Source organism: Bittarella massiliensis (ex Durand et al. 2017) (genome assembly GCF_009876955.1).
Classification (GTDB): Bacteria; Bacillota; Clostridia; order Oscillospirales; family Ruminococcaceae; genus Bittarella; species Bittarella massiliensis.
Genome location: NZ_WWVY01000049.1, coordinates 1 through 1,816, shown reverse-complemented (window position 1 = coordinate 1,816; position 1,816 = coordinate 1). Strand labels below are relative to the sequence as shown.

The 1,816-nt window shown below is 63.4% G+C and carries 3 protein-coding genes; all 3 read left to right on the top strand.

Going from position 1 to position 1,816, the window contains the following annotated elements; all coding sequences use genetic code 11:
* On the top strand, positions 1-483 hold a 483-nt coding region (locus GT748_RS15040; protein ID WP_205301341.1), incomplete at its 5' end, for a terminase large subunit.
* A gap of 3 nt (positions 484-486) precedes the next feature.
* Positions 487-690, top strand: a complete 204-nt coding sequence (locus GT748_RS15035; RefSeq protein ID WP_134109942.1) for a hypothetical protein — start codon at positions 487-489, stop codon at positions 688-690.
* Positions 687-1,816, top strand: a 1,130-nt coding sequence (locus GT748_RS15030) for a hypothetical protein (RefSeq protein ID WP_161222416.1), incomplete at its 3' end; no start/stop codon positions are given. The genes GT748_RS15035 and GT748_RS15030, both read left to right, overlap by 4 nt.

Below are 1,816 nucleotides of genomic sequence, written 5' to 3'. Positions count from 1 at the left end.
GGCTTCGACAACATCATCAGCGGCGTGGACTGGGGGTACTACCCCGACCCGTGGGTGTTCATCCGCACGTATTACCACGCGGGCACCCGCACGCTGTACATCTTCGACGAGGCCCGGGGCAATAAGCTGCAGAATGACTACACGGCCCGGCTCGTGAAAGAACGGGTGGCCCCGGGCGAGCTGATCCTTGCGGACCTCGCGGACGAAAAATCCTGCGCGGATTACCGCAGCTACGGCCTGCGGTGCTGGCCCGCCCGGAAAGGGCCGGGCAGCCGTGAGCTGGGCGTGCGGTGGCTGCAGGGCCTGAACGCTATCGTAATTGATCCGATAAAATGCCCGTGCGTGCTGCAGGAGTTCCTGGAATGGGAGTACGAGGTGGCGCCGGACGGCACGGTGCTGGGTACTTTGATGGACGCACGGGACCACGGCATCGACGCGGCGCGGTATGCCTGCAGCCGCATCTGGCAGAGAAAGGGCGCGTGACAAATGAAGCTGAAGGACTGGCTGCTGAAGAAGTACCTGCCCAGCTGGGCGGTGCTGGAATACGGCGACGCGCTGGCGGCGGCGCAGAAGCGTGTGCGGGAGCTGGAGGCGGAAAACCGCACGCTGCGGGCATACATCAACGGCGTGGAGCGCGGGCTGCGGGCAAAGCAGCCGGAAATTCGGATCGAAAGGAGTGACGGCGGATGAACGCAGTCGTAAGGGCGCTGTTTGACGACGCCGCCATCACAGGGGCGCAGGCGGCGGGGCTGAAGGACACCAGCACAGCGGCTATGCGGGCGGCGGTGCGGGAGTGGTTCGAGCTGTTCTTCATGCGTGAAGCGGTGAAGGGCAAGGACGAAGACCCGGCGCAGCGCATCCCCTACACCATCACCAACAAACTGACAAAGGCTTGTTTTGCGGAGTACGATTCCAGCTTTACGGAAAACGGCACCGGAAAAACGGCGTGGCTGGACGGACAGCGCAGCCTCATCGACGCCGAAAAGCAGGACGTGCTGCAGTGGGTCATGGTGGGCGGCGAAGGCTTTTTGAAGCCTGCACCGGACGGCACGGGGCGGCTGGCCTACCATGTGGTAAGGCGCGACTGCTACAACGTACTGGCCCGCGGGCCCCGCGGCATCACGGACGTGCTGATGAGCGAGCGGAGCCGGGCGGGCTCCGACTACTACACGCTGCTGGAACGCCGGACTGTGGATGGCAGCGGGTATCTGACCATCCGGTACAACCTGTATGTGTCGGAAAACAGCAGCACACTGGGGCATGAGGTGCGGCTGGACAGCCTGCCGCAGTATGCGGCGCTGGCCCCGGAGCACACCTACAGCGTGCCCTTCGGCGGGTTGGGCATGACCTACATCCGCATGCCGATGGCAAATAACGTGGACGGGAGCCCGGACGGCGTGAGCGTGTACGAGGGCGCGGTGCAGCTGATCCACAACATCTACAAAAATGAGTACCAGCTGGGGCGCGAGTTCGAGCTGGGACGCAGCCGGATCGTGGCGGGCTCGGATATGCTTATGACGCCGGGCCCGGAGGGCGGCGTGATGCGGCTGAAGGACGACGTGTTCGTGGGGCTGGACGGCGACACCAACGACAAAGGCCTGACCATTTTCTCCCCTGCGCTGCGGGATGAGAGCTTTGAACGGCGGAAGCAGAGCTATTTAAAGGCGTGTGAAAATATCATCGGCCTGAAACGCGGTATATTGTCGGACGTGGAGGCTGTGGAGCGCACGGCAAAGGAGATCAGCAGCAGCGAGGGCGACTACAGCCTGTCGATCATGGACCTGCAGCGGATGTGGTACGACGCACTGATGGAGAC

What these genes read in the sequence shown, in the direction of transcription:
- GT748_RS15035 (WP_134109942.1), top strand. Translation starts at nt 487, where the DNA reads ATGAAGCTGAAGGACTGGCTGCTGAAGAAGTACCTGCCCAGCTGGGCG.